Source organism: Pseudomonas sp. B707 (assembly GCF_022496685.1).
Lineage (GTDB): Bacteria > Pseudomonadota > Gammaproteobacteria > Pseudomonadales > Pseudomonadaceae > Aquipseudomonas > Aquipseudomonas paraglycinae.
Window position 1 is genome coordinate 42,506 of the sequence record NZ_WTVE01000004.1, and the last position, 23,719, is coordinate 66,224.

The 23,719-nt window shown below is 64.3% G+C and carries 5 protein-coding genes; all 5 read left to right on the plus strand.

The window, feature by feature from the left end; genetic code table 11:
* The first annotated feature begins 610 nt into the window (after nucleotides 1–610).
* Genes GQX66_RS00220 through GQX66_RS00240 form a run of 5 tightly spaced genes read left to right on the plus strand, consistent with a single transcriptional unit; the run spans nucleotide 611 to nucleotide 23,705 of the window.
* Nucleotides 611–9,619 carry a non-ribosomal peptide synthetase gene (locus tag GQX66_RS00220; protein WP_240864900.1) on the plus strand — a complete coding sequence of 3,003 codons (9,009 nt, stop codon included), beginning with the start codon at nucleotides 611–613 and terminating at the stop codon, nucleotides 9,617–9,619.
* Nucleotides 9,616–13,728: an amino acid adenylation domain-containing protein gene (locus GQX66_RS00225; RefSeq protein ID WP_240864902.1), complete on the plus strand. Its 4,113-nt coding sequence runs from the start codon at nucleotides 9,616–9,618 to the stop codon at nucleotides 13,726–13,728. The genes GQX66_RS00220 and GQX66_RS00225 overlap by 4 nt, the downstream gene beginning before the upstream one ends.
* Nucleotides 13,725–22,820: a non-ribosomal peptide synthetase gene (locus GQX66_RS00230; RefSeq protein WP_240864905.1), complete on the plus strand. Its 9,096-nt coding sequence runs from the start codon at nucleotides 13,725–13,727 to the stop codon at nucleotides 22,818–22,820. Before GQX66_RS00225 ends, GQX66_RS00230 begins: the two co-directional genes overlap by 4 nt.
* Nucleotides 22,817–23,506 (plus strand): hypothetical protein, encoded by a 690-nt coding sequence (locus GQX66_RS00235; protein WP_240864907.1) that lies wholly within the window; start codon nucleotides 22,817–22,819, stop codon nucleotides 23,504–23,506. The genes GQX66_RS00230 and GQX66_RS00235 overlap by 4 nt, the downstream gene beginning before the upstream one ends.
* A complete protein-coding gene (locus GQX66_RS00240; RefSeq protein WP_064595662.1) occupies nucleotides 23,499–23,705 on the plus strand; it encodes an MbtH family NRPS accessory protein in 207 nt (68 codons plus the stop codon). Before GQX66_RS00235 ends, GQX66_RS00240 begins: the two co-directional genes overlap by 8 nt.
* The last annotated feature ends 14 nt before the right edge of the window (nucleotides 23,706–23,719 follow it).

A 23,719-nucleotide genomic window follows, 5' to 3' on the forward strand; every position in this document is an offset into this window, starting at 1 on the left:
CGGTTTTCGATGCCCGTGGCCTGCACGAAACGGCGGAACGGTGTACGAGCATTTTTGACATCCCTGTCCCTTTGCCATCGTCACAACCATGTAGGAAACGTCCGATATTTATTTAGCAAATTTCCTACATTTTGTTTGCCTCCCCGGCAAAAAACGTGGTTATTATCCGCCGGCGCTTCGGGTCACAAACCCGGCGCCAGAAGATTGCCGTGTGTCTACAGACCCGGCAGTCGCAGCCGATCGGGACCACCCTGGCGCTGTCATCCCCGCGCAGGTTGTTCCTCGTCGTTGACCCTCAAATGGAAGTCGAGGTTTCAATTGGTCACGCGGTTTGCAATCGTCGATGCGATGAACGGGGCGACGTCTGTCGCCAATGATCCGGCCCACTTTCCAGTTGCCTGCGCCGACCGCGCGGCGGCGTTTTTCTCCAGCCTGTCTCCCCCCGAATTTCTGTGTGTGCCCGCGTTCAACGCGAGTCTGCACGCGCGCGCCGCGCCATCCTCCTGAATTCGAATGACCGTGCCGGCATCTGATGCCGGGGCCTGACTGGCGGGGCATTTCTGTCCCGGCCTGATCACAAAAATAATGTAGTCATGGACGGTAGCCTCCGATGCTCGACAACACTTCCTTGCGTGGGACGAATTCCGCGCAGCCCGACGTTTGCTCCTTGAAACCGTTCGATGCGGACCTGTGCGTGCACGGTCTGTTTGAGGCGCAGGTGCTGCGCAACCCCGAGGCCATCGCCGCACGCTGGCAGGAGGAAGCGCTCAGTTACCGTGAACTGAACACCCGCGCCAACCGGCTGGCCCATCATCTGCGCAGCCTCGGGGTCGGGCCGGACGTGCGGGTCGGGCTGTGTCTGGAGCGTTCGCTGGAGATGCTGGTCGGCGTGCTCGCGGTGCTCAAGGCCGGCGGCGCCTATGTGCCGCTGGACCCGGCGTATCCGCAGGCGCGGCTGGCGCACATGCTGGCCGACAGCGCACCGCCGGTGGTGCTGACCCACGGCCAGGCGCGCGATGTTTTGCGGGCGGTGCTCGAACAGTCGGCGACTGCACCTGCGGTATTGGATCTGGCCGACGCTCATGACTGGGCTTCGCTCTCGGCAGACAATCCCGATCCTCACGCAATCGGTCTGACACCCCGTCACCTGGCTTACGTGATCTACACCTCCGGCTCCACCGGCACCCCGAAAGGCGTGATGGTCGAGCACTTCGGACTGGTCGCCGTGAGCGCCGACTGGGCGCAGCTCTATGCTTTGGGCGAGCCGGTCAACCACCTGCAGATGGCGGGTTTTTCCTTCGACGTGTTCAGCGCCGACCTGATCCGTTCGCTGGGTTTTGGCGGCACGCTGGTGCTCTGCCCACGGGACACCCTGATGGACCCGCCGGCCCTGTATCGCCTGATGCGCGAGGCGCAGATTGGCTTTGCCGACTTCGTGCCGGCGCTGCTCAATCCGCTGCTGGCGTGGGTCGAAGAGAGCGGCCACGACCTGTCGTTCCTGCGCACCGTGGTTTGCGGCTCGGACATCTGGACCGCCCACAGCGCGCGGCAATTGCGCAGGCTCTGCGGTGAGCGGGTGCAGATCGTCCAGGCCTATGGCGTGACCGAAGCGAGCATCGACAGCACCTGTTTCGAGTTCACCGAAAACAGCCCGATCGACGCGGTGCTGCCCATCGGCCGGGCACTGCCCAATACCCGGATTTACCTGCTCGACACTGACGGCGCACCGGTTGCCGAGGGCGTCGCAGGCGAGCTGTACATCGGCGGCGTCGGCGTGGCGCGCGGTTATTTGAACCTGCCACAACTGACCAGCGAGCGTTTTATCGACAGCCCGTTCGAGGCGGGCGAACGCCTTTACCGCACCGGAGATCTGGCGCGTTATCGGGCTGACGGCCAACTGGAATTCCTCGGCCGCAACGACTCCCAGGCCAAGTTGCGCGGCCTGCGTCTGGAACTGGGGGAAATCGAAACCCGGCTGGCGGACATCCCGGGTATTCGGGAAAGCGTGGTGCTGCTGCGCCAGGACAGTCCCGGTGAACCACGTCTGGTCGCCTACTACTGCGAAAAACCAGACTCAACGCTGAGCCCGCGAACGCTGCGCGAACAGCTGCAAACCAGTCTGCCGGACTACATGGTGCCCACCGCCTTCGTGCGCCTCGACTCGTTGCCGCTGACCGCCAACGGCAAGGTCGATCGGCCCGGTTTGCCGGCGCCGGACGCCGAGGCGTTCGATCAGCAGGAATACCAGGCACCCGAAGGCTCGCTGGAAACCGCGCTCGCCGCGATCTGGGCCGACGTGCTCGGCGTCGAGCGGGTGGGGCGTCAGGATCAGTTCTTCGCCCTCGGCGGTCACTCGCTGCTGGTGATGCGCGTGCTGGCGCAGGTTCGTCACACGCTGGGGCTGGAAGTGGCGCCTTCGACGCTGTTTGCCGCGCCGGTTCTGGCGGCGTTCGCCGAACGGCTGCAAGCCAGTCAGGCTGCGGCTCGCCCGGCCATCACGGCCCTTGAACGCACGGGCGCGCAAACGTTGTCGTCTGCTCAGCAGCGCCTGTGGTTTCTGGCGCAAATGGAGGGTGGCAACGCGGCGTACCACATGCCGCTTAACCTGCGTTTGCGCGGTTCGCTGGACGTGCCGACACTCGAACGCAGCTTCAATCAGCTGGTGGCGCGCCATGCTGCGCTGCGCACCACGTTCATTGCCGTTGAAGGGGAAGGGCGACAACGGGTTTCGCCGCCGGCGCACAGCATCCGGCTGACGGTGACTGACGTGCAGGGGCACGATGCGCAAGAGCGTCTGACCCGCTTGATTGACGAGGAGGGCGCCAGACCGTTCGACCTGAGCCGCGGCCCGTTGATGCGGGTCAGCCTGCTGCGGCTGGCAGCGGATGACCATGTCTTACTGCTGACCCAGCATCACATCATCTCCGACGGCTGGTCGATGGGCGTGCTCACCCGCGAGCTCGGTCAGCTGTACGCAGCGGCGTTGCAGGATCGCGACGATCCACTGCCGCCCTTGCCCGTGCAGTACGTGGATTACGCCGTGTGGCAAAAGCAATGGCTGTCCGGCGACGTGCTGGAGCAGCAGAGCCGTTACTGGCGCGAAACCCTCAGCGGCGCGCCGGTATTGCTGGAGTTGCCGACCGACCACAAGCGTCCACCCGTGCAGGATCACCTCGGCGGCTTTGTTCCGTTGGTCTTAGACGCCGCTTTGACCGCACGCCTGAAAGCCCTGGGCATGCAGCAAGGCACCACGCTGTTCATGACTCTGCTGGCCGGTTTTTCACTGCTGCTGTCGCGCCTGTCGGGGCAAAGCGATGTGGTGATCGGCGTGCCATCGGCCAACCGCCCGCAGCAGGAACTGGAAGGGCTGATCGGTTTCTTCGTCAACACCCTCGCGCTGCGCATGACTCAGTCCGGGACGCCGTCGGTGGCGCAATGGCTGCAACAGGCGCGGCGAGTGGCGCTGGAGGCTCAGGAACATCAGGATCTGCCGTTCGAGCAAGTGGTGGAATTGCTCAATCCGCCGCGCAGTCTGGCCCACAGTCCGCTGTTTCAGGTGTTGTTTGCCTGGGAACAGGATCAGGATTCCGACCTGCTGCTGACCGGGCTGGACGTTACGACGGTCGAGAGCAGTCATCACGTGGCCAAGTTCGATCTGCAACTGGCGCTCAGTGAGCGTGACGGGCAGATCGTCGGCGGTCTGGAATATGCCTCGGGCTTGTTCGAGCGCGACACCGTCGAGCAGTTCGGCGAGTACCTGCGCCGGGTGCTGACGCAGATGGTCGAGGACAGCCAACAGTCGCTGGCAAGGATCCAGCTGCTGAACGCCGAGCAACTCCAGCAGATCGTTCATGACTGGAACCGTACCGCGCGAGATACCACGTCACTGCCCGGTTGCGTGGCGCGCTTCGAAACCGTCGCCCGGCAAACGCCCGACGCCGTAGCGCTGCTCGCTGACCGTGAGCAACTGAGCTACGGCGAACTGAATCGCGCCGCCAACCGCGTTGCGCATTACCTGATTGAGCAAGGCGTAGGCCCTGAACATCGCATTGGTTTGTGCCTGGAGCGCTCGCCGCAAATGGTCATCGGCCTGCTGGCGATCCTCAAGGCCGGCGCGGCGTACGTACCGTTCGACCCGGCTTACCCGAGCGAGCGTCTGGCGTTCATGTTCAGCGATGCCGCGCCGACCTTGCTGCTGACGCAATCGAGCCTGGTATCCGGGCTGCCAGCCAACGAGGCGAAGATCTGCTGCCTGGACACCGACGCAGCGCAATGGGCGCAACACCCGACGGATGATCCGCACGTCAATGTGAGCCCGGAAAACCTCGGCTACGTGCTCTACACCTCCGGCTCCACCGGACGCCCGAAAGGCGTGGCCCACAACCGTCGTGCGCTGGACAACCTGATCGCCTGGCAGCTTGATCAAGCCACGGCACCGCAACGCGTGCTGCAATTCGCCTCGCTGAACTTCGACGTCTCGTTCCAGGAAATCTGCAGCACGCTGTGCCAGGGCGGCAGCCTGTTGCTGATGACCGAAGACAGCCGCAAGGACCTCGCCGCGCTGCGCCCGACTCTGGTGGCCGAAGGCGTGCAGCGGGCGTTCCTGCCGTTCGCCGTGTTGCAGCAACTCGCCGGCCTGACCGAGGCCGGTGCGCCGATGCCGGCCGGCGGCTGCGAAATCATCACCGCCGGTGAAGCCCTGCAAATCAATGACGAGCTGCGCGGTTTTGTTCGCGGACTCGGTGGCGCGCAACTGCACAACCAGTACGGGCCGACCGAAACCCACGTGGTCAGCCAGTTCAGCCTCGACTGCAATGAGGCCGAATCCTGGCCGGACGCGCCGCCCATTGGCCGTCCCATCGCCAACGCGCGGCTGTACGTGCTGGACGAGCATTTGAATCCGGTCCCGGTCGGCGTGGCGGGCGAGTTGTACATCGCCGGCGCCTGCCTGGCCCGAGGGTATCTGAACCGTCCGGACCTGACCGCTGAACGCTTCCTGCCGGACCCGTTCAGTGGCGAGCCGGGCGCGCGGATGTACCGCAGCGGCGACCTCGCGACATTCCTGGCCGACGGCAACGTGCAATACCTGGGACGCATCGACCAACAGGTGAAACTGCGCGGCTTCCGCATCGAACTCGGTGAGATCGACAGCCTGCTGCATCAACAACCCGGTGTGCAGGAAGCCGCCGTGTTGCTGCGTGAAGACGTGGCCGGGGACAAGCGTCTGGTGGCCTACGTGGTCGGCTCCGCGACCAGCGAATTCTTGCGCGCCGAACTGCAACGCCAGTTGCCCGAACACATGATCCCGAGTGCCTGGGTTCGCCTGTCGCAATTGCCGCTGACCCGCAACGGCAAGATCGACCGCCAGGCGCTGCCGGCACCGGAACGCAGCGCCGGCGCGACTTACGAAGCGCCGCGCAACGACATTGAACGGCAAATGGCCGAGATCTGGGCCGAAGTGCTCAAGTGCGAGCGGGTCGGCATCCACGACAACTTCTTCGACCTCGGCGGCCACTCGCTGCTGGCGACGCGGATGATCTACGCGATCAACCAGCGCATGGGCGCGCAACTGTCCCTGAGCAGCCTGTTCCAGACCCCGGTGTTGCTGGATCTGGCGGCGCAGGTGTCGCGTGAAGAGCAAAGCGTTGAACCGGCGTTCATTCAGATCGAACCGGATCGCGACAATCGACATGAACCGTTCCCTCTGACCGATATCCAGCAAGCCTACTGGTTCGGTCGCGAGGCCACGGTCAGCCTCGGTGGCGTCAGTGCCCACGGTTACGAAGAACTGCGCATTCCCGAGTTCGACGCCGAGCGTTTCGAACAAGCCTTGAACCGCATGATCCTGCGCCACGACATGCTGCGCGTGGTGTTCCTCAGCGACGGCACGCAACAGGTGCTGGCGCAGGTGCCGACCTATCGCATGCCGCGCAGCGATCTGCGCGGTTTGCCCGCCGATGTGGCGCAGCGCACGCTGGAAGCGACCCGCGAACGCCAGTCCCATCAGGTGCTGGACGCCAGTCGCTGGCCGCTGTTCGAGTTCAGCCTGTCGCTACTCGATGACGGCATCACCCATTTGCACATCAGCCTCGACGCGCTGATCGTCGACGCCGCGAGCACGCAGATTCTCGCCCGCGAACTGATGGCGTTCTACGTCGATCCGAACCTGGAACTGGCGGAACCGGGCCTGACTTTCCGCGACTATGTGCTGGCTGAACAGCAACTGCGTAATGGCCGCCGCTACGAGCAAGCGCTGGGCTATTGGCGTGAACGGGTGACCACACTGGCCCCTGCGCCGGACCTGCCGCTGGTACGCCAGCCCGAAAGCATCGCCAACCCGCACTTCACCCGCCGCGACCGCGACATGTCGGCGGCGCAGTGGACGCAGCTCAAAGCCGTGGCCAAACAGTTTGCGGTGACGCCGTCGGTGATGCTGCTTACCGCGTTCAGCGAAGTGCTGGCGCTGTGGAGCCGCACGCCGCGTTTCACCCTGAGCCTGCCGCTGTTCAACCGTATGCCGCTGCACACCGATGTCGACGAAATCATCGGCGATTTCACTTCGCTGGTGCTGCTGGAAGTCGGCATTGACGGAACACAAACCTTTACCGACAAGGCCCGCGCCGTGCAGGCGCAACTGTGGCGCGACATCGACCATTCGGTGGTCAGCGGCGTGCGGGTGCTGCGTGAATTGTCCCAGGCCCGGGGCGTGCAGCAGACGGCGATGCCGATCGTGTTCAATAGCACACTGTCGGAAGCGGCGCCGGAGTTGGCCGAGTTCAACCTCGCCGACGCGTTGAACGCCAGGCACATGCACAGCATCACCCAGACCCCGCAAGTGTGGCTCGACCACACGTTGCTGGAGCTGGAAGGACGCCTGTTGTTCAACTGGGACAGCATCGACGAACTGTTCCCGCAAGGCATGATCGAGCAGATGTTCGTCGCCTATAACACCCTGCTCGACAGCCTCTGCGAGCCGGCGGCCTGGAGCGCAAACACGCCACAACTGCTGCCGCAGGCACGCTTGCCGGCACCGGTCGACCATCAGCAAACGCTGCCATTGATGCACGAACTGTTCGAACGTCAGGCCCTTGCCACACCGGACGCACTGGCGGTGATCGGCACGCGACAGCTGACGTACGCCCAGCTTCGCTTTGAGGCCCGACAACTCGGCGCCCGATTGCAAACACAGGGCGTGCTGCCGAACCGCTTGGTGGCGGTAGTGATGGAGCGCGGCTGGGAACAAGTGGTCGCAACGCTGGCGATTCTGTATGCCGGCGGCGCTTACCTGCCGATCGAGCCGACGCAACCGGCGGAACGGCTGCGGCATATTCTGGAGCGGGCCGAGGCGAGTCTGGCCCTGACCCAACCGGCGCTGCTCGACAGGATCGAATGGCCGGCGCAGGTCACGGCCATCGCGGTCACCGATGAAGTCTCGAACGATGAACTGCCACTGCAACCGGTGCAGGTGGACGAAAGCGACCTCGCTTACGTGATCTACACCTCCGGCTCCACCGGTCAGCCGAAAGGCGTGGTGATCGACCATCGCGGCGCGGTCAACACCTTGCTCGACATCAACCGGCGCTTTGCCGTCGGCCCGAACGACCGTGTATTGGCGATCTCGTCGCTGAGCTTCGACCTGTCGGTCTATGACTTCTTCGGCACGTTGGCCGTGGGCGCGGCGGTGGTCATCCTCGACCCGCAACTGACCCTCGATCCGGCGCACTGGCTCGAATTGATCAAGCGTCATCACGTCAGCCTGTGGAACTCGGTGCCGGCGCTGCTCGGCATGCTGGTCGAATACGTGGAGGGTGAGGGCGGCGCGTTGCCTGCCAGCTTGCGGGTGGCGATGCTGTCCGGCGACTGGATTCCCCTGACCTTGCCTGAGCGGGCCTGGGCTTTGCAGCCGCAGTTGCAGTTGATCAGCCTGGGCGGTGCCACCGAAGCGTCGATCTGGTCGATCTGTTACGCGGTACAGCACGTCGACCCGGCCTGGCGCAGCATTCCCTACGGCAAGGCCCTCGATCATCAGCGCTTCTATGTGCTGGACGAAGCGCTGCAAGTGCGCCCGACCTGGGTCGCGGGGCAGCTGTACATCGGCGGCATCGGTCTGGCGAAAGGTTACTGGCGCGATGAAAAACTCAGCGCGGGCAGTTTCTTCGATCACCCAGTGACCGGCGAACGGCTTTATCGCACCGGTGACCTGGGCCGATTGCTGCCGGACGGCAACATCGAATTCCTCGGTCGCGAAGACAATCAGGTCAAGGTCCAGGGTTATCGCATCGAGCTGGGTGAGATCGAAGCCGCGCTCAATCGCCATCCCGGCGTGCAGAGCGCGGTGGTGCGGATTCTTGGCAGCACGCTGGGCGAGAAGCGTCTGGCGGGCTACGTGCTCAAGGCCGATCCGGCGTTGCAGGCCAGCGATTTCAGCGCCTACCTGAGCGACAAACTGCCGGCCTACATGATTCCGGCCACGTTCACTTTCGTCGAGGCCTGGCCGTTGTCGTCCAACGGCAAGGTCGACAAGAAACGCCTGCCGGAACCAGAGCAAATCGAAGAGCAAGGGCCGGCGCTGGAAGTCGACGGCCCGCAGGAACAGCGGCTGGTGGAAATCGTGCAGGACGTGCTCAAGCGCGAATCCATCGCCGCCAACGCCAACCTGCTGAACCTCGGCGCAACGTCGATCGATATCGTCCGGATCAGCAACGCGTTGTCCGGCGCGTTGCAGTTCCGCCCGCACGTGGCACAACTGCTGGCCCAGCCGACGTTGCTGCACCTGCTCGGCATGTACCGCCAGAACCGGGCGCGTCAGGATCTGCTCGGCAACGTGCAGCAGGCGCCGGAGCCCGTGCAGGACATCATCGAGGATCCACAGCAGCGGGCGCAGTTCAAAGCCGAACAGCGTGGGCGCCGCGACTTCGCTCAAGCCTTGCCGGCAGTGGCATTGGATCTGCCGCAAGACCCGGCCTTCGCCCGACGTTTGAGCGATTACCGCTCGGTGCGTCAATACGATCTGCAACCGATCGCCACTCAGGCCTTCGCGCACGTACTGGCAGCGCTGGCCCAGGGGCAACTCGACGGCGAAGTGAAATACCAGTTCCCGTCGGCGGGTGGCCTTTACCCGATTCAGGTGTACCTCTACGTCAAGCCGGATCGCGTGCTCGGCGTGCCCGGTGGCGCGTATTACTACGATCCCCGCCAGCATCGTTTGCTGGCGCTCCAGAGCGGAGCGCTCGACCCGGACACCTACGACTATTTCGTCAACCGACCGGTGTACGAGAACGCCGCGTTCTCGCTGTTCTTCATCGCCGACATGGCCGCGATTCGCCCGCTGTATGGCGAGCGCAGCCGCGACTTCTGCCACATCGAAAGCGGGGCGATGGCCCAGTTGCTGAGCATGACCGCCGTCGAGCACGGCCTGGGCCTGTGCGGCATCGGCTCGGTCGAGGAACAGCAACTGACGACGCTGTTCGATCTGGGGCCAAGCCATGAATTGATCTACTCGATGATCGGCGGGCTGCGCACAGCCGATGAACAACACCGCGCGCCGGTCGAGGCGTTTGCCATCGAGCCTGCGACCGCCAGCCTGGACGACGAAGACATGGAGGAGTTCGAAGTATGAATGCCGATCAATTGCTGGCGTTGTTCGCTCGCCATGGCGTGGTGCTCGAAGTGGACGGTGACAGGCTGCGCTGCAAGGCGCCGCGCGGGTTTCTCACCGAAGAGCTGACCCAGGCGCTCAAGCGTCACAAACAGGAACTGATCGCCTTGCTCGGCGGGCACGATGACGCGGCGATTCCCCGCCGTGCCGGCGCGCACGCGTCCTGGCCATTGTCGTTCTCGCAGCGGCAACTGTGGTTTCTCGATCAACTGGAACCCGGCAACCCGTTCTACAACGTGCCGACGGCGGTAACACTGAAAGGGCAGTTGGATGTCGCGCAGCTGGAGCGGGCGCTGAACGAATTGGTGGCCCGGCACGAAGTCCTGCGCACGACGTTTTGCAGCGTGGACGGTGAACCGCGTCAAGTTGTTCATGCATCGATGCCGCTGTCGTTGTCGGTAACGGATCTGCGCCATTTGTCTGCCGAAGACCGCGAGCAGCACGTGCGATCCGCCGTCGAGCAGGACGCCCGGGCGCCATTCGATCTGGCGAGCGGGCCGTTGCTGCGGGCGTCGTTACTGCGCGTGGCCGACGATGAATACCTGTGGCTGTACAGCGTGCATCACATCATCGCCGACGGCTGGTCGATGGGCGTGATCCTGCACGAAGTCGCCACGTCGTACGGCGATTATCTGCGTGGCGAAACCCCGACGCTTGCGCCGCTGCCGGTGCAATACGCCGACTACGCCTGCTGGCAGCAACAGCGAGTGGGCGGCGCCGTGCTGGACGCACAGCTCGATCACTGGCGGCGCACCCTGGACGACGCGCCGCTGTTGTCGACCTTGCCCGCCGACCGGCCGCGTCCGTTGGTGCAGCGCTATGTCGGGGCCACGTTCAGTTCCTCCGTCGATGGCGGCACCTTGCGTGAACTCACGGCGCTGGCCCGGCAGACCCAAGGCACGCTGTTCAACGTACTGCTCGGTGCTTTGGCTGTGTTGTTGTGGCGCCACAGCGGTCAGCAGGATCTGTGCATCGGCACGCCGTTCGCCAACCGTAATCGTCCGGAAGTCGAGCCGCTGATCGGCCATTTCGTTAACACCTTGGTGCTGCGTCAGCGCCTGAATCCGCAGCAGACCTTCGCCGAACTGCTGCGCGAGGTGCGCGGCCAGATGCTCGACGTCCACGCCCATCAGGACGTGCCGTTCGACCGCGTGGTGGAGGCCGTCAACCCGCAGCGCGATCCCGGTTATTCGCCGTTGTTCCAGGTGATGCTGGTGTTGCAGAACACGCCGGGCAACGCGGTGCAGATGCCTGGCCTGGAACTGGCGCCGTACGGCACCAGCAGTGCCACGGCCAAGTTCGATCTGGCGTTCGAATGGGTCGAGCGGGAAGGGCGGCTGGACTTGCTGGTGGAATACAACACCGACCTCTACGACATCGCAACCATCGAACGCCTGAGCGGGCACTACCGTCACCTGCTCGAACAGATCGCCGCCGACGCCAAGCAACCGATCAATGCCTTGCCGCTGATGAATGAGGCTGAGCGTCAGCAAGTGCTTGTGGACTTCAACCGCGCCGCGCCACTGACGCAAACGGCGCCCTGCGTGCATCAACTGGTTGAAGCGCAGGCCGCGAGCAACCCTCAGGCCTGCGCGGTGGTGTTCGAGGGTGAATCCCTGAGCTACGCCGAACTCAATGCCCTGGCCAACCGACTGGCGCGGCATTTGCGCACCTTGGGCGTCGGCCCGGATGTGCGCGTGGCGGTGTGCATCGAGCGTTCGCTGGAATTGCCGGTGGCGCTGCTGGCGGTGCTCAAGGCCGGTGGCGCCTACGTGCCGTTGGATCCGGATTATCCGCTGGGACGCCTGAGCCATATGCTCGGCGACAGCACGCCGGCGGTGCTGCTGACCCTCGGTTCGGCGCACGGAATTTTGCGTCAGGCCGTGCAAGGGTCGAACTGGGAAGTGCCAATCCTCGACCTTGAACAAGATGCCGCGAGCTGGGCGTCGTTGCCTGCCGACAATCTCGACCCACGCAATGTCGGCGTCACCCCTGACCATCTCGCCTACGTGATCTACACCTCGGGCACCACCGGTTTGCCCAAGGGCGCGATGGTCGCCCACCGTGGCTTGAGCAATCTGCTGCTGTGGTGTTTGCAGGTCTGCGGCGAAGCGGGGGCGATGCTGCACAAGATCCCGTTCGGTTTCGATGCCTCGGCGTGGGAGACCTTCTGGCCGTTGGCAACCGGCGGTCGGCTGGTGATCGCGCGGTCCGGCGGGCATTACGAACCGGCGTATCTGGCCCGCGAGGTACGCGAGCAGGAGGTCACGGCGCTGGTGTTCGTGCCGGCGATGTTGCAGCTGTTTCTGGAGGTTGACGAGGTCAGCCAGTGTACGTCGCTGACCGATGTGTTCAGCGGCGGCGGTGAACTGCCGCCAGCCCTGGCGCGGCGCTTTCAGGAGCGTCTGCCCCATGCACGGCTGCACAACGTTTACGGCCCGACCGAAACCACGGTGATCAACAGCATCTGGACCCTGGAGCCCGGTGCCGAAGTGCCGGCCCGGCAACTGCCGATCGGCCGGCCAATCTCCAACAATCGTTTTTACGTGCTTGATGACCGCGACCAGCCGGTGCCGGTTGGCGTGACCGGGCATCTGCACATTGGCGGCGTCGGCGTGGCCCGGGGTTATCTGGGGCTGGCGCAGCTCAGTGCCGAGCGCTTTATCGACAACCCATTTGTGGCAGGTGATCGGCTCTATCGCAGCGGCGATCTGGCGCGTTATCGCCCGGACGGTCAGCTGGAATTTCTCGGGCGCAATGATTTCCAGGTCAAGTTGCGTGGCGTGCGCCTGGAACTGGGCGAAATCGAGGCCCGGCTCGAAGCGTTTGCCGGTATCCGCAGCGCCGTGGTGTTTATGGTCGGCGAAGCGGCGCAGGACCAGCGGCTGGTAGCTTGTTGCGTGGTGGCAGAGCCCGTGGACGAAGCAGCGGTGCACGCCCATCTGGCGACAACCCTGCCCAGAGCCGTAATCCCCGGCAGCTATCTGTGGCTCGACGCGCTGCCTCTGACCGCCAATGGCAAGGTTGATCGCGCCGCGCTGACGGCATTGGCGGACGAGGAATTGGTCAATCGTCAGGTCAACCTGAGCAGCCCGCGCGATCACATCGAGCTGGCGCTGTACCAGATCTGGAAAAGCCTGTTGCTGGCGCCGCAGATCGGCATTCGCGACAACTTCTTCAATGTCGGCGGCACCTCCATCGCCGCGATCAAAATGGCCCATGAAATCAGCCAGCAGTTCGCGGTCGAAGTGCCGGTGCGCGTGGTGCTCAGCTACCCGACCATCGAGGCGCTGGGTGGCTGGCTGCGGGTCGGGGCGAATCCGGCGCTGGCCCAGAGCAACCTGATCGAATTCCGTCGCGGTAGCGGCCGGCACAACGTGGTGTGCATTCACCCGGCGGGCGGCACGGCGTTCTGTTACCTGTCGCTGGCCAAGGTGCTGCCGGATGAAACCGGCGTGTACGGGGTGCAATCGCCGGGGCTGAATCCGGGGGAGAGCACCGAGCCGACGGTCGAAGCGATGGCCGAGGCTTACTTGCGCCAGATCGAGCCGCTGACGCAGCAACCGCTGATCCTCACCGGGCTGTCGTTCGGTGGTCTGGTGGCCTATGAGATGGCGCGGCGGTTGACGGCGGCGGGGCATCGTCAGGTGACGGTGGTGCTGCTCGACACTCAGGGCAGCGACGATCCGGGTTTCCGCGAGCAGATCGGCACCGTGGACATGGCCGAGTTCCGCGACAAGCTGGTGCGTTTCAACGGCATGTACCCCGGCATCGAAGACGCCCAGGTCGAACGCTACTTCAACATCTACAACCACAACCGGCTGGCCATGGCCGCCTATGAGTGCGCGCCGCGCGCCGGTCGCGTGGTGCTGATTCAGGCGCGGGAAGATTTCAGCCGCCATCAGTTGCATGAACTGCGTGGCTTCTGGCGTCGCCGCGCGGGCAGCGGCTATTTGGCGAAACTGGTCAGCGGCGGGCACTGGGACATGCTCGAAAGCGCGGAAATCCACCGGGTCTCGCAAATCATCCGTCGGGAGCTGCAACGCTTCGACGCGCAGGAGGCGAAATGATGAGTGCGTCCAAAGACTTGCCATTGCTTGCGCGTTTTGCCGAGCAAGTGGCGCGTAATCCGCAAGCCCCGGCGGTGATCGATCAGTCGGTTACGCTGACTTACGCCGAACTGGCCAGCGCCAGCGAGCGTATCGCGCGAGGGTTGCTGGCGCGCGGCGTCGAGCCCGGTCAGTCGCTGGCATTGTGCATGCCGCGCTGCTGGCAGTGGCTGGCAGCGATTATCGGCGCCCTGAAAGTCGGTGCGGTGGAGGTGCCGCTGGATCGCGCCAGCCCGCGCAAACGTCGGGAGTTGATGTTGGCGGATGCGGCGTGTGTCGGCCTGATTACCCTGGATGAAGAACCGCTGTGGTCGCCTTCACTGTGGCAAACCAGCGTCGAGGCCTTGCTCGATCAACCGGACGCTCCGCCGCAGACGCTGGCCGAAGATTTCGCCGAGGTGATGTTCCTGTTCTACACCTCGGGCACCACCGGCACGCCAAAAGCCGTCGAGGTGGGCGAGCGCGGCTTGCTGCGGCTGGCGCACAGCGACGGCTATATCGAGATTCGCCCGACGGACCGGTTTGCCTGCCTGTCCAACCCGGCGTTCGATGCGTGCAGTTTCGAACTGTGGGCGCCGCTGCTCAACGGCGGTTGCTGCGTGATGATCGCCGACGATGACGTGCTGGATGCGCGTCGACTGGCCGAGGTGCTGGAGCGGACGCAGGTCGACAACCTGTTCATGACGGTGTCGCTGTTCAACACGTTGATTGCCGAGTGGCCGTCGTGTTTTTCCAGCGTGCGTCAGGTGCTGATTGGCGGTGAGCAGATCAGTGCCGCCGCTGTTCGTGGTTGGTATCGGGACAATCCTGAGAGCCGCTGCCGGATTTTTAACGTCTATGGCCCCACCGAGTGCACCACGTTTGCCTTGTGCTGGCCGATCAGCCGCGACTTTGCCGGCGACTCGGCGCCCATTGGCCGACCGTTGCCGGACACTGGCGTGTTGGTGCTGGATGAACAGCAACGGCCAGTGCCGCCGGGCGAGGTGGGCGAGCTGTATTTGAGTGGCAGCGGCGTCGCCCGTGGCTATCGCAACCGGCCCGAAGAAACCGCCCGCCAGTTCGTGCGTTTGCCCCACCTCGATAGTGGCGCGCAGGTGCATTACCGCACCGGCGATCTGGTCCGGCGCAACGCCGAAGGCTTGATCGAGTACCTGGGGCGCGTCGACCGGCAGGTGAAAATTCGTGGCTTCCGGATCGAGCCGGGGGAGGTTGAACAGCGGATGCTGGAGTATCCCGGCGTGGCGCAGGTGTACGTCTGCACCCGGCGTCAGGCGGCTGAAGATCATCAGTTGCTGGCGTTCATCGTGCCGCGCGGGGATCTGGACTATCACGCCTTCGAAAACCATCTGCGGGCACAACTGGCGCCGTATATGCGGCCGCATCAGTTGTTTCTGCTGGAGCGCCTGCCGCTGACGGCCAATGGCAAGATTGATCGTGACGGATTGCTGGCCCAAGGGTTGAGTCCGTGGCATCCAGCGATGGATGTCGTTGACGATGGCGCTCTTTCGCCTGCGTTGAGCTGGCTACTGAACGAAGCCCGCTCGCTGCTCGGCCAACCGGCCCTGAGTGCGCAGGATGACTGGCTCGGCAGCGGCGGCGATTCGCTCAAGGCCATGCGCCTGCGCTCGGCGATTCGTGTTCGTTGGCAGCGCGAGATCGCGCTCGACACGTTGCTCAACGAGCCTTTCTCGTCACTGGCCGAACAACTGACCGGTGAAACGAACGGCGATTCGATCTACCCACCTGCGCCCCCGATCAGCAGCGCCAAACGCCTGCCGGCCACCGCAGAGCAGCGCCGTTTGTGGCTGTTGCAACAACGCTCGCCGACCTCAACGGCTTATAGCGTGCCGCTGATTCTGCAACTGGCGGCGGGTGTCGAAGTCGCCGCACTTTCCGAAGCCGTCGGGCGACTGGTACAGCGTCATCCTGGATTGCGCACGGCTTTTGCACCCGGTAGCGACGGACTCGATCAAGTAATTGCCGAGCAGGGGCCGACCTGTCGAACCTTCGCGGTCGGGCATTTCACCGAGGACAACTGGCAGGCCTTCGCAGAACTGGTGTTCGCCGCGCCGTTCGACCTGACCACGCCCAACCTGTTTCAGGCCTGGCTGTTGCCGTTCGCCGATGGCAGCTGCCGGTTGTTGCTGAACTTGCATCACATCATCGTCGATGGCTGGTCGGTGAACCTGCTGTTCGACGACCTGGCGCAGCTTTACGCCGATGTCCTGCAAGGCCGCGACAGCCCGCAACCGGCCGCCCGGTTGACAACGCTGGAGTTTGGCCAGTGGCAGCGCCAGTGGAGCGTCGATCCGCATTATCGCGACCAGCGCCGCGCCCTCGCCGAATTGCACCGCCGTCAGGAAGAACCATCGTCTGCATTGATGCCAATGCGCGAAATCAGCCCGGACGCCCGGTTGCACCGCGAACCCTTGGGCACTCTCCGTAGCGCTGCCCTCGAACGCTTTTGCACCCAACAACGGTTGACCCGTTTCGAAGTGCTGTTCAGTGTTTTCGCCTGGAGCCTGTACGCCCTGACCGGGTGCGAGCGGCCACGGATCGCCAGCCCGGTGTCCAACCGGCCGCTGGCGGAGTTCGAAGACACCGTCGGCATGTTTGCCAACACCGTGCTGATCCCCACCGCCGTTGAAAATGCATTGCCCCTGAGCGAGCAGTTGCGCAAACAGACTGCCACCGTGCGTGAAGTGCTGGCGTTGCAGGACGTGGCGCTGGCGGATCTGGTGGAAGACCTGCGGTTGTCGTCGAGCCCGTTGCTGTTCGATTTCATGTTCGTGCTGGAAAACACCGATTACGCCGCACTGGCTGACTCGAACCTGCACGCCACGCTGGAATTCAACGAGCAGTTGCACGCCAAGTGCCCGCTGACGTTGTTGATGGTGGGCAGCGGGTCGCAGCTGGAATGCTGGTGGGAATATCAGTGCAGCTATTTCGATGCCGAACAGATGCGGGCGGTGAACGCGTTGTTCCGCCGTGGTCTGGATTTGTTGCTGGAAACTCCGGCGGCCAATCTCAACGATTTGCTCAGTCCGTATCGACGCAACCTGCCACCGGCCAGCGAGGGCCCGCAGATTGAGCTGCCGTTCAACACATTGGCGGACGGATTCGAGCATCAAGTGCATTTCACACCGGAGGCGGTTGCGCTGGTTCAAGGCCAGCACCGTCTCACCTACAGCGAGCTGAATGCGCTGGCTGATGCTCTGGCGGCCACCCTGATCGAGCGCCATCCGTTGCCGGCCGGGAACGCGCCGTTGCATGTCGTGCTGTTTCTCGATGCCTCGGTGGAGCACATCGTCGCCTTGCTGGCGCTGGCCAAACTCAACCTGACGGCCGTGCCGCTGGACCCTGCTTACCCGGTGGCGATCCAGCGTCAGGTGGTGGAGCAGGCGCAGCCGCTTTGTGTGCTGTTCAGCGACGCGACCAAGGCTGCACTGGATGACCTGAACGCCGGACGATTCGCCACCCATCGGGTTGATCTGCGCGCCGATGCCGGAACATTCGAGCGTCCACGCCACGCTGGCGAACGGCCGTTGTACACGCTGTTCACTTCCGGATCGACCGGCACACCGAAAGGCGTGCAAGTGTCGGAACGCACCCTGTGCAACCTGCTGCAATGGCAGCGCACCGAAGGGCAGTTGCCGGCGAAAGCGATAACGCTGCAGTTCTCGATGCTGTCGTTCGATGTGTCGTTCCAGGAGATTTTCAGCACCCTGTGCGGCGGCGGTTGTTATCACCTGATCACGCCGCGATGGCGGCAGGATGCCGAGGCGTTGCTGGATTACATGGTCGAGGCGCGGATCGAGCGGCTGTTCCTGCCTTACGTGGCCTTGCAGCATCTGGCGCAAACCGCCGTGGCCAGGGGCGTTTACCCGTCGGCGTTGCGTGAGGTGATCACGGCCGGGGAGCAATTGCTCTGCACCGACGCGCTGCGCAACTGGTTCGGCGGCATGCCGCAGGCCTCGCTGTTCAACCACTACGGCCCGACTGAAACCCACGTGGTCAGCGCCATGCGCCTGCCGCCCGTGGCGCGGGACTGGCCGTTGCGCGCGCCGATCGGTCATGCCGTTGGTAATGCGCGGCTGTTGCTGGTCGATGAGCACGATCGCCCGGTGCCTGCGGGCAGTCGCGGTTATCTGCTGGTGGCCGGGCCGATGGTTGCCCGTTGCTATCTGGCTGATCCTGCGCTGAACACCGCGCGGTTTGTCGAGCTGGCAGACGGCTGTTTGTACTATCGCACCGGCGATCTGGCGTGGGCCGATGCCCAGGGCTGCCTGCTTTACCTGGGACGTGACGATCAACAGATCAAACTCAGCGGCCATCGTCTGGAACTGGGGCAGATCGAGGCGGCGCTGATGCAGGTGCCGGAAGTGGTCAACGCGGTGGTGGCGGTGCAGGCCGATCCACCACGGCTGATCGCCTGGTTGCAACTCGATGGCCAACCTGCGACCTCGCAACAATTGGATCGTCAGGTCGCGCGGCTGCTGCCGGCCCATGTACGGATCGATGAATACCGACGGATCGACCGCTGGCCACGCACCCCCAGCGGCAAGATCGACCGCAAGGCCTTGCCGGATTTGGGCGAGGCTTTGGAGCGGCGCAGCACGCCAGCACCGGCTGTTCAATTGACCGCGCTGGAACGGCAACTGAGCGAGTTGTTCCAGGCCGTGATCGGCCGGGACATCGAGCCGGAGCAGACCTTCTTCGAGGCCGGCGCCACCAGCCTCGGCTTGATGCGTTTGCATGGCCGTTATGCCGAAGAGCTGCCGCACAAGGTGACGATGGCCGATCTGTTCGAACACGTCACGGTGCGGCGGCTGGCGGCGCATCTGTCGACCGCGCCTGTGGACGTGGCGGAGCGTGTACGGCAGACCGATGATGGTCATCAGCCGATGGCGATCATCGGCATGTCGGTCAATGTGGCCGGGGCGCAGAACCTGTCCGAGTTCTGGGCGATGGTGCAAGGCAATGGGCTGGGCATCGAGCACTTTGCTGCCGATGACGGGCTGGTCGGCGCCCGCAGTCAGCTGGCGGGCATGCTCGATTTCGATCCCGAGTACTTCGGCATCAGCCGCCAGGAAGCTCGGCTGATGGACCCGCAACAGCGGCATCTGCTGATGGCGTGCGTGCAGGCCCTGCAACACGCGGCCATCGTTCCTTCGACCGGCGGCCCGCGCATCGGCCTGATCGCCAGTTGCGGCGAAACCACCTACTTCCAGCAGATGCTGCGCGAAACCGCCGAAGACGATCTGCCGGACGGTTTTCAACTGGCGCTGCATCACGACAAGGATTTTCTGGCGACCAAAGCCGCGTATCACCTGGACCTCAACGGCCCGGCCCTCAGCGTGCAGGCCGCTTGCGGCAGTTCGCTGATCGCCGTGCACCTGGCCAGTTCGATGCTGCGTCAGGGCGACAGTGACGTGATGCTCGCGGCCGGGGTGCTGATCGACCCGACCCTGACCGAGGGCTACCGGCATCGCTCGCAGCACATCTTTTCCGCCGACGGTCTGTGCCGTCCGTTCAGCGACGATGCCAGCGGCACCCTCGGCGCCAGTGGTTACGGCGTGGTGGTGCTCAAACCGTTGGCCAAGGCGCGGGCCGATGGTGACCGGATCTATGCGTTGGTCGAGGGCTCGGCGTTGAACAACGATGGCCGGGCCAAGATGAGTTACACCGCACCGTCGGTGGCCGGGCAGAGCGCGGTCATCCGCGATGCCCTGAGTCGGGCCGGGTTGACCGGTGCCGACATCGGCTACATCGAGGCCCATGGCACCGGCACCTTGCTGGGCGATCCGATCGAGGTTGCGGCGTTGACCAAGGCTTTCGGCGATGCGCCGGTCGGTCATTGCGCGCTGGCTTCGGTGAAAAGCCAGATCGGTCATTTGGGCGCGGCGGCGGGGGTGGTCGGGCTGATTCGCGCCAGCCTTGCGGTGTTCCATGGCGTGCTGCCGCCGAACCTCGGTTTTGGCCGGATCAACCCGCAGATCGATCTGGAACATTCGCCGTTCTACGTGCCGACCACGTCCCGGCCATGGCCGCAAGGGCGGCGGCGACTGGCCGGTGTCAGCAGTTTCGGGATTGGCGGGACCAATGCGCATGTCATCGTCGGTGCTGCGCCCACGGCGCAGGAAAGTGTCGAGGAAACGTTGCCGCTGCTGATGATTTCGGCTCACAGCCGGGCGGAGTTGCTGCGCGATATCGCGGTGATTCGCGAATATCTGCATGCGAACCCGGAACAGCAGACTGCGTTGCTGCGGCACTTGCAGTCAGGTCGCCGGCAGTTGCGCTGGCGCTTCGCAATGGTTTGTGGGACGGGTGAGGCCATTCCATTGCAGCCGACAGCGATCAAGGAAGTCACGGTCTCAAGCGCGCAGGTGATCGCCCGAGATCAATCGCCGCAGGAACTGCTGGACGCTTGGTACGAAGGCGCGAATATCCAGTGGTCGCAGCGCTCGGCACCGCCGCCCTGGGATTTGCCGCCGTCGTCGTTCGATCTTCAGCCGTATCGTTTCCAGACGCCTGTAGCTGCTGAACCTGAAGCGCCAGCCCTTGCGCGGCAACCGCTGGCGGACTGGTTCCACCAGCGGCAGTGGGTGCGCACCCGACGCCTGAGCGCGACAGCGACGGCCGGATCCCGTGAGGTGCTGATTCTGTGCAGCCATGAGGCGCCGGAATCGACCTTGCTGGCGAGCCTGAACACTGTCTATCGACGCGTGATTCAAGTGCGCGCCGGCAACGGCTTCAAACGCTTGAGCCCGGACCGTTTCGAGCTTGATCCGCTGGACACCGAAGCCCTGAACCGGTTGCTCGCCGAGATCGCAGAACCTGACCTTGGCGAACTCGAATGGCTGCATGCCTTACCGCTGGCGGTGTCGGGCGCGGTCAACGAGCAATCGCTGGATCTGGCGCAGTGGGCCTGTCTGGACACGGTCAGTGCGCTGATGCAGGCCTGGGGGCAAACCCCGCGCACGACACGTCTGCGCTTGTGGTTGATGTCATGGCAGGCGTGTCCGGTGGACGGCGAGGTTCAGCGTCCCGAATTGGCAGCGCTGGCCGGCATCACCGAAGTGGTGCCGCAGGAATACCCGGTGCGTTGCCACTGGCTGGACTGGCCGTCGCCACGTCTCGAAGCGCAGGCCGGCGAGTTGGCAGCGTTGCTTGCCGATCCGGTTTCGTTGCCTCGGCGAATGGCGGTGCGCGACGGTTACCTCTGGCAGCCACGCTTGATGCCTCAGCCATTGACCGGCCCGGCAACGACGTCACTTTTACCGGAAGATGGAACATTCCTCGTGCTGGGCGGCAGCGGTGGCATCGGCCGGACCTTGTGCGAACACCTGCTACGGGCACCCGCGCGCCGTGTGGTGCTGATCTCGCGCCAAGGGCAATTGCCTGAGTCGCTGGCGGCGTACGCTTCGCGGATCGACTGCATCAAAGCGGACATCGCCGACCTGCCACGCTGGCCGCAGATCCTCGATCAACTGGCCGTTCGTTACGGTCGCCTGAGCGGGGTGATTCACGCGGCGGGCGTCGGTGCGGGCAGTCTGATTCGCCACCGCGATGCCCGGCAAATGGCCGAGGCCATGGCCGCCAAGACTCGCGGCATGCTGGCGGTCGAGGCGTTGATCGAGCACCTGAAGCCGGGTTTTGTCCTGTACTGCTCGTCGATGTCGGCGCTGTTCGGCGGCGCGGGGCATCTGGATTACGCGTCGGCCAGCGGGGTGCTCGACGGCTTCACTCACTATCGCCCGAACCCGGCCGACGCTTGCCTGCGTCTGGGGATCAACTGGGACATCTGGCGCGACATCGGCATGGCCACCACCAGCAACGGTGGAGACGCCGTGCATCTGGAGCATCTGACGGTCGGTTTGTCGGCCGAAGAAGGCTGTCGGGTGTTCGATCTGGCGATGGCGACGCAGTTGCCGCAGCTGCTGATCTCCACCACCGGCATCGACACGGCACGGCGGTTTTATCCGGTTCGTCACGGTGCTGTGGCCACCCCGGTTGAGGCGCCGAAGGGCGTGGATCTTTCGACGCGCTTGCGTGAGTGCCTGTGCAAGTGGCTCGGTGTGGCCGAGCTGGAAGATGACGATTCGCTGTACGACCTGGGCGCGGATTCGCTGACGCTGCTCGACCTGATCGACGAACTGCAAGCAGCCACCGGCGAGGTTTTCCAGCTGTCGCAATTCAGCCACAAGGTCAGCCTGAGCGAGGTGCTGGGGCTGGTCTCGACCGCTACGGTTGAAGAGGCTCCCGGCGTAACACTGCAGGGCTGGCACGACGCAGTGCGGATCGATCAATGGCATGCCGGTGCCGGCCGCGACTGGCTGTACCTGATCCACCCGGTGGGCGGCGATGTTCAGGCTTATCGGGAACTGGTGTCGGCGCTGCCGGCGGAACTGGGCGTGTGCGTGATCGCCGACCCGGCGCTGCGCCTGCCGCAGTTGCCGAACATCAGCGTGGAGGAGCGTGCACGCTGGTATCTGGAGGCGATCAAAATCCACCTTCCGCACGGCTGCACTTGGCGTCTTGCAGGCTGGTCGTTTGGTGCATGGGTGGCGCAGGCGCTGTGTCATCAGGCCCGGGCTGACGGGTTCAGGCAGCCGTTGTTGTACCTGATCGACCCACCCGCGCCCGATGCCGGTGTGGAACTGGCCGGCATCGACGAGCAGACCATCGAGCAGGTGTTCCAGCGCGAATTTGCCCAGCGCTGGCCGGCGGTCGAAGGGCAGGGCATGGTCGAGGAACGTCAGGCCTATCTGCAACGGTTGACGGTGTGCTGCCGCAACAACATGACCAGCATGATCGACTTCCAGCCACCGGCGCTGGCGACCACGGCGGTGCGGCTGTTCATCGCCGGGCACGCCAATCCTTACGGGCTGGGTAACGACTGGAACCCGGACGACCTGCAACGCAACTGGCAGGCCTTGCTGCCGCAGTTGCGCAGCTGGCAAACCCTGGACACTGATCATTACGGCATCGTGGCGGGCCGCTGGGCGCGGTTGCTGGCCGAGGTGATCGGTACGGATGAGCCGGCGCCATGAATGAACCGATCTCGATGCCGCGATGGCTACTGAATTTAGTGCAAGTACTGTGCGAGACCGGACAGGCCGACGACCTGCGCAAGCGGATAGACAATGGCGAGGGTGCCGTGCCGTTGCGGCTGTTTCATTTCTGGCAGGCCGACGTGGTCATGCCGATGCTCGGCGAAGCCGTGCCGGAACATCAGCAGGCGCTGCTCGCGTTGCAAAGCCTGCATCAGCGGGCGGCGCTCGGCGTGATCGGGCGTCAGGGCGAATGGCGAGCCACGCTCAAACCGGTGTTGCTGGCGCTGTATCGCAAGGCCTACGCCTACGACGCTGCTTACGCCAAGGCCCACGCCAGTGCGCTGACCTACGGCCTCGCGCCGGCCAACAGCGCCATGATTGCCGAGCACTTCGGCGATGCCGAGGCGTTCGCCGAGTACTACGCGCAACTGAATACCGAGGCCGCCGCCACCGCGTTTGCCCACGCGCATGCCAGCGCCAACGCCGAAGTGTCGGCCCGGGCCTTCGCGGACGACGACGCAGACACCTGCGCGCAGATTTGCGCGGCATCCGTACGGGTTTACGTCGGGGCCTGCACGCAGAACGACGAACAGCGACATGCCGTATTCAACCATCTCGCCACCGGGCTCGAGCGAAGTCTGGCCACACTGCAATCCCGTTCAACAGGAGAACGACATGAATGACGCACACCTGCAATTCGATGTGGTGATCAACGCTCAGGGCCAGTATTCCCTGTGGCCGGCGGGCAAGCCGATGGCCAGCGGCTGGAGCGAGGCGGGGATGCGCGGCGAACGCCAGGTCTGTCTGGATTACATCAACGAGCACTGGATCGACATGCGCCCGCGTTCGCTGCGCGAGCAGTCATCGGTGTCGTTCCAATAAAAAAGGTGAGGGAA

Bases quoted from the DNA above. Each gene is read 5' to 3' on its own strand.
- GQX66_RS00240 (WP_064595662.1), top strand. From the start codon at position 23,499: ATGAATGACGCACACCTGCAATTCGATGTGGTGATCAACGCTCAGGGC.
- GQX66_RS00225 (WP_240864902.1), top strand. From the start codon at position 9,616: ATGAATGCCGATCAATTGCTGGCGTTGTTCGCTCGCCATGGCGTGGTG.
- GQX66_RS00235 (WP_240864907.1), top strand. From the start codon at position 22,817: ATGAATGAACCGATCTCGATGCCGCGATGGCTACTGAATTTAGTGCAA.
- GQX66_RS00230 (WP_240864905.1), top strand. From the start codon at position 13,725: ATGATGAGTGCGTCCAAAGACTTGCCATTGCTTGCGCGTTTTGCCGAG.
- GQX66_RS00220 (WP_240864900.1), top strand. From the start codon at position 611: ATGCTCGACAACACTTCCTTGCGTGGGACGAATTCCGCGCAGCCCGAC.